We start from the raw sequence: 4,952 nt of genomic DNA, 5'->3' as shown, positions 1-4,952 counted from the left end.
TTCGGGCACACGCTGTACAACTGGGCGCTGCGCTACGTCGCGGCCCTGTTGGTCTCGGCAAGCATACTTGCGGAGCCCATACTGTCATCCGTACTGGCCTACTTCCTCCTCTCAGAGGTCCCTTCCGTTTTCGTGATCTTTGGCGGGCCTCTCGTTCTGGCGGGGATCTTCCTCGTCGTGTTCGGTCGGGGCGACTAGCTCCCACACTTTCACGAATCCCCCTGCCTCTCATTCATAAGACCAGTCGCGTGTCTCTCGAACGTGTCCGGACTGAAGGAGATACACTTGAGGGGTAGTCTCGAGACATTCTTCGCCGAGCACGGTTATCGGACGTTCGCGGAGGTGAGGATGGTCAACAGGTGGGTCGACATGGTGGCGGTCGGGAACGGCAGGATCATTGCCGTCGAGATGAAGCTGGAGAACTGGCGGGAGGCGATAAGGCAGGCCGTGGCATACCAGCTCGGGGCGGATTTCTCGGCGGTGGGGATGCCTCTCGGGAACGCGATAAACGCCTATCGGAACCGGTTCTACTTCCGCAAGGAGGGCGTGGGCCTGTTCGGGGTGCGGGTAAGGACGCCGGAGGTCCGCGTGCTCATCGAGCCGGAGCGGTCCACGCGGATGATGCCGATAATCCGGGACAACCTCTTCGACGTGGTCCTGGTCGATGGCGAGGAGGTCATGGTCCCTCGGAGTTCGAAGCACATCCGAGAGAGAACGGCAGGTCTCCAGTTCACGGAAGCCTGCGACTATGAGACCCAGGACGATGACGAAAAGGACGGTGGTGACGAGACCCGCGGCCGGGCTAGTAGGTGACGACGATCGTGTTGCACTTCCTGCAGATGAACCCGTCAAGGTAGACCATCCCGCTCATCCCTGGCTCCTTGATCTTCTCCCCGCCAACGTCGAGTATGGTCTTCTCCTTGAACCACTTCATCCCGCTCACGAAGCTCTCGCTCCCGAGGAACCCTGACTCCATCTCGCCGCCGCAGTGAGGGCATTTCCCTGTCAGAGGTGATTGTTCGGCCACGTGAATCCCGATTGCGAAGAATCCTACGGGTTTATAAGTCATTCGATGAGAATATCTTCGACCTCACTTGGCGCACCGGCGCATCCCTCAGCTCCTCCATGTCCGCCGAAGTCCTCTCCACCGTGACGCCGGTGACCGTGAGGGCCACGACCCTGAGGTCCGGGTGCCTCGCCGCGAGACGCCTCTCGATGGTGATCATCGCATCGTGATTGACCACGCGTCTAAAGGTTCTTCCCGGTGCCTATCGGGACCTTCCTCGCCTTGGCCTCGGGAGCTCCCCTCCCGACCCTGACCATCAGCAGGAAGAGGTAGACGGCGTAGGATATCCCGACAAGGCTCATGCCGATGATCCCGTTCGCCTCGTGCACGAAGGAGACAATGATGAACGGCGCCAGCAGGCCCGCGACGAGCGCGAGCAGCGCCATCTCGTTGTATCCCCTCCCGGCGGAGTTGATCAGGACCCAGAGCGCACCGCAGCTGAGGAGACAGAGCAGGGTGATGACGGCGTAGGGCTGCAGACCCTGCCCCGGCAGGGCGTAGACGATCACGAGGCTGAAGAGCATGTACAGGAACCCGATCGCTGAGAAGTAGGATGGCGGGAGAATGGGGGCATCGCTCTTCATCCTGGGCCAGTCCCCCGGGAACGCGTACGCCGCAAGGCCGAAGAGCACCATGAACAGGACCGCGAGGGAATACAGATGGGCTTCTGGCGTGTACTCGAAGAGGAAAGGCGAGATCGCCGTGATGACGATTAGCGCGAGGACGGGAAGCAGGAGCTGAGGGTCCGTCGTCAGCCTCGCGCCCTTCTGGGAGGGATACATGAGGTTGACCAGGATGATCGGGACAGCGATGCTCACCAGGCCGTGGAAGATTGTCAGCCAGACGCTCCACACCCAATTGACGCCGGCCCACCTGCCGTACTCCCCGAGGATGCCCAGGTCCATCCAACCGGGGTCGAAGAAGCTCCTGACGATCAGCCCTTCCTCGAGTATCCCGTAGGCCGCCCCGAGCAGCAGGACGGAGGGCCAGCCCTTGTCCCACCTCAGAGCGAGCTCCCTCACGAGGAGGACACCGCTGCCGTAGAGCCCCACGAGCAGGAGGAACCCTGGCGGGAAGAAGAACTCCAGCGGCGGGGACGAGCCGGACAGGAGCTCCGCTGTCAGAGGAGAGAGAAGAACGAGGGCTATGAGGGCGCGGCGCTTGTCCTCCATTCGTGGGGGTGTTTTCCCTCCTCCGATTTATACTTGTTGTCGGCAGCCTGGGTTGACAGCGCCCCACAAGTCTTTTCTATTCCCAGCACTTCCCTTCGTTCAGATGGAGTGCCAGATTTGCGGCGGGCAGACTTCCAGACTCTTCCCCGCCAAGGACCGCGAGATCGTCAGGTGTGGATCCTGCGGCGTCGTCCAGGTTGCGGACCCGCCCGAGATCGATGAGCTCGAGGCTGCCGAACTGGAGTACCAGAAGGCCAAGCGCCGGGGCTTCGAGAGGCACCCTCAGTGGCAGCTCGAGGTGGAGACGATCAGGGAGCTCGCGCCGAACGGCGGCAACGCCCTGGACGTCGGATGCGGGGACGGGGCCTTCCTCACGATGCTCGGCGACGATTGGCAGAGGCACGGCGTGGAGATCAACCCGCAGCGGGCCGAGCTGGCGAGGGCGAAGGGGATCGACGTGCAGGTGAGCAGCATCGCGGAGGCGGAGTTCCCGCTCGAGTTCGACCTCATAACTATGTACGAGGTCATCGAACATCTCTACCGCCCCGCCGAGGCGCTGAAGAAGGTCGGCACGATGCTCGCCCGGGACGGGTTGCTCGTCGTCTCGACCCCGGATTCCGAGAGCGCGCTTGCCAGGCTCCGAGGCCCCGCATGGTGGTCCTATCACTACCCGCCGCACGTCTTCTTCTTCGGGCATTCGACCTTCGAGAGGCTGGTCAAGGACCTCGGTTTCCGCATCGTACAGAAGAGGCACGGGATCCACGGGTCTCCGTTCCGCGGTGAAAAGGTGAAGAAGCTGGAGGAGATCGCAACCAGCTCTTCGCTTGTCGCCAAGAGCCCCCTTGGAGACCGCATGTTCTACTATCTGAAGAAGACCGATCCCACCCACCCAATGAGGCCGTGAGACCCTTTCTCTATGCATATCTTTGACAGTATTAGCAGAACCAACGTTTGTGAGCAGGAATCTGAGCCTGAGAACGAAGATGGAATCGCGATGGAAGAGACTTAGCCAGGGGAGTCAGCATAATGCCCAAGAATCAACCGTCCAGAAGTCCTCTGACGTATTCGTCCGCTTCCTTGTAGTCGTGGATGAAATCCCCTGGGTGGTAGCCGGGCTTGATCCACACCTCAGCTTTGGTTCTGAGACAGACAATCAGTCCTACATCGTGTACCGTGTTTCTGCAGTCTCGCTTCAGCTTTCTCCATTCGTCATCCGGTAGGTCATCGGCAGTCTCTTGAGAGATGGCAAGCCACCTGAAGTTCCCTTTGTATTCCCGAGCTTGTTTTACCCCACTGCAAACACACCGCTTGTCCCTGACCACCAGATACCTTCTGTCCACTTTCGATTCAACTGAGTGAACAACCCATTGTCTCCTTTCCGTTTGATAGTCGATCACCACAATCATATCAGGTCTCTTCATGTTCTTCTGTGTAGCCTCTGGATGCAGAATGGCTGTACCTTCTGTGTGGAATTCTCTTCTGATATGCCTTTCAGCTGACTTTGATACATCGTCCTCAGTCATGCGTCTCTTTGCCATATCCCCACCCCAAGCTTCATTATCTGACCTGGAGTCCTAACCCTTTTACCACAATCTCTTCTCACTCTCAGCGATCCTCACAGTCCTTCTGTTAGCCACTCGAAGATTGTTTGCCTCTCCTTTTCCACGACCTTGGGTGGAGAGATGCTATACTCGAAATCATACCCGCCACTCTGATAGCCATCTTCCGGTATCCTGATGTCATCGAATTCGCATTTGATACTGCGGACTTCCCCTGCGTGTATGTAGCCTCCAGTTGGACTGTAGCTCATGACAACGCTTGAGTTGTAACCTCCGGTCAGTTGATAGGATATGCCGTAGAATGCATCTTTCTCAACTGCCCTGATTGTGACTCGCAAGTCAATGTGTCGCACCCATCCGCGCTTCTGACACACCATATGCTGGCCGTAGGAGAGACAGTCCCAGCTATCCCACACCCAGAAGTATTCGGACACGATGTCATAGCGAGCATCCCTCTTCTGCTCTATGAATCGAGGGACAAAGACGGCATAGAGAACGAGAGCGACAACTATCAGGGCGATGATGGTGGATACTACTTTTCGGCTCAGTATCGCCCTAGAGCTCTCAGGGGGCGGTGGCGGGGGCGAATGCTCTGGTCCAGACAAGTGTTTCCCTCTTGACATAAGCAACATCTGAGTAAGTCTTAACCCTTTCGCCACAACCATTTCATACATGTAGATTCATTCTCTCTCTGAGGCTGGGACTGAGACTCTCTGATCCAGCCCACTTTGCAGCGTGGCTGGAGACAGCTTGGCAGAAGGGGGACAAGGAGAGGAAGGAGAATGACTGAGGACGAGGCTGAGAAGAGAACGAAGTGTCCCATATCAGCCTGGAACACTGGCAAGGAACACATAGCCCAGGACTGTATGGGTTCAGATTGTGAATGGTGGATGAAGGCATCCCAGCGATGTGCCATCCGACACATGGCCCATGAGTTGAGCGATCACTAGAGGCCTCGGACAAGCTTCCACCCCGAAGTTCTCCCACCCTCTCTATGACAGAACCTTTTTACGGGATAGAGTGATGTCAGTTTACCTCAGTTGAGGAGGATGTTATGATATGAGTGAACCACAAGGACATGTTAGTGAGCCTGTTAGTGGAGCGCCGTCGGCTGCCCCAATGCCGGCTCCAGTGGCCCCTGTAGCCACTCCGCCC

General features: G+C 58.0%; 8 protein-coding genes. 3 read left to right on the top strand and 5 right to left on the bottom strand.

Annotated elements, in window-relative coordinates; all coding sequences use genetic code 11:
* A partial coding sequence (locus LN415_09395) for an EamA family transporter (protein MCJ2557298.1) occupies nucleotides 1-198 on the top strand: 198 nt, incomplete at its 5' end.
* Between the two features lie 87 nt (nucleotides 199-285).
* A complete protein-coding gene (locus LN415_09390; protein ID MCJ2557297.1) occupies nucleotides 286-813 on the top strand; it encodes a hypothetical protein in 528 nt (175 codons plus the stop codon).
* Here LN415_09390 and LN415_09385 read toward each other — a convergent pair.
* From LN415_09385 to LN415_09375, 3 genes are read right to left on the bottom strand one after another with little or no spacing between them, the layout of a single operon-like run.
* Entirely contained in the window at nucleotides 803-1,069 is a 267-nt protein-coding gene (locus tag LN415_09385; GenBank protein ID MCJ2557296.1) for a PF20097 family protein, read from the bottom strand. The genes LN415_09390 and LN415_09385 overlap by 11 nt on opposite strands.
* Nucleotides 1,059-1,226, bottom strand: a complete 168-nt coding sequence (locus LN415_09380; protein ID MCJ2557295.1) for a hypothetical protein — start codon at nucleotides 1,224-1,226, stop codon at nucleotides 1,059-1,061. The genes LN415_09385 and LN415_09380 overlap by 11 nt, the downstream gene beginning before the upstream one ends.
* A 22-nt stretch (nucleotides 1,227-1,248) precedes the next feature.
* A complete protein-coding gene (locus tag LN415_09375) occupies nucleotides 1,249-2,238 on the bottom strand; it encodes a hypothetical protein (GenBank protein MCJ2557294.1) in 990 nt (329 codons plus the stop codon).
* A 103-nt stretch (nucleotides 2,239-2,341) separates the two neighbouring features.
* Between LN415_09375 and LN415_09370 the strand changes: the two genes are divergently transcribed.
* Entirely contained in the window at nucleotides 2,342-3,142 is an 801-nt protein-coding gene (locus LN415_09370; GenBank protein MCJ2557293.1) for a class I SAM-dependent methyltransferase, read from the top strand.
* A 133-nt stretch (nucleotides 3,143-3,275) separates the two neighbouring features.
* Here LN415_09370 and LN415_09365 read toward each other — a convergent pair whose 3' ends face one another.
* Both LN415_09365 and LN415_09360 read right to left on the bottom strand, forming a co-directional pair.
* On the bottom strand, nucleotides 3,276-3,776 hold the full coding sequence (locus tag LN415_09365) for a hypothetical protein (GenBank protein MCJ2557292.1): 501 nt from the start codon (nucleotides 3,774-3,776) through the stop codon (nucleotides 3,276-3,278).
* Between the two features lie 77 nt (nucleotides 3,777-3,853).
* Nucleotides 3,854-4,402 carry a hypothetical protein gene (locus tag LN415_09360; GenBank protein MCJ2557291.1) on the bottom strand — a complete coding sequence of 183 codons (549 nt, stop codon included), beginning with the start codon at nucleotides 4,400-4,402 and terminating at the stop codon, nucleotides 3,854-3,856.
* Between the last annotated feature and the right edge of the window lie 550 nt (nucleotides 4,403-4,952).

Source organism: Candidatus Thermoplasmatota archaeon, assembly GCA_022848865.1.
GTDB lineage: Archaea > Thermoplasmatota > Thermoplasmata > RBG-16-68-12 > JAGMCJ01 > JAGMCJ01.
This window is presented reverse-complemented; position numbering and strand designations above follow the sequence as displayed.

Bases quoted from the DNA above. Each gene is read 5' to 3' on its own strand.
- LN415_09380 (MCJ2557295.1), bottom strand. From the start codon at position 1,226: ATGATCACCATCGAGAGGCGTCTCGCGGCGAGGCACCCGGACCTCAGG.
- LN415_09385 (MCJ2557296.1), bottom strand. From the start codon at position 1,069: ATGACTTATAAACCCGTAGGATTCTTCGCAATCGGGATTCACGTGGCC.
- LN415_09370 (MCJ2557293.1), top strand. From the start codon at position 2,342: ATGGAGTGCCAGATTTGCGGCGGGCAGACTTCCAGACTCTTCCCCGCC.
- LN415_09365 (MCJ2557292.1), bottom strand. From the start codon at position 3,776: ATGGCAAAGAGACGCATGACTGAGGACGATGTATCAAAGTCAGCTGAA.
- LN415_09375 (MCJ2557294.1), bottom strand. From the start codon at position 2,238: ATGGAGGACAAGCGCCGCGCCCTCATAGCCCTCGTTCTTCTCTCTCCT.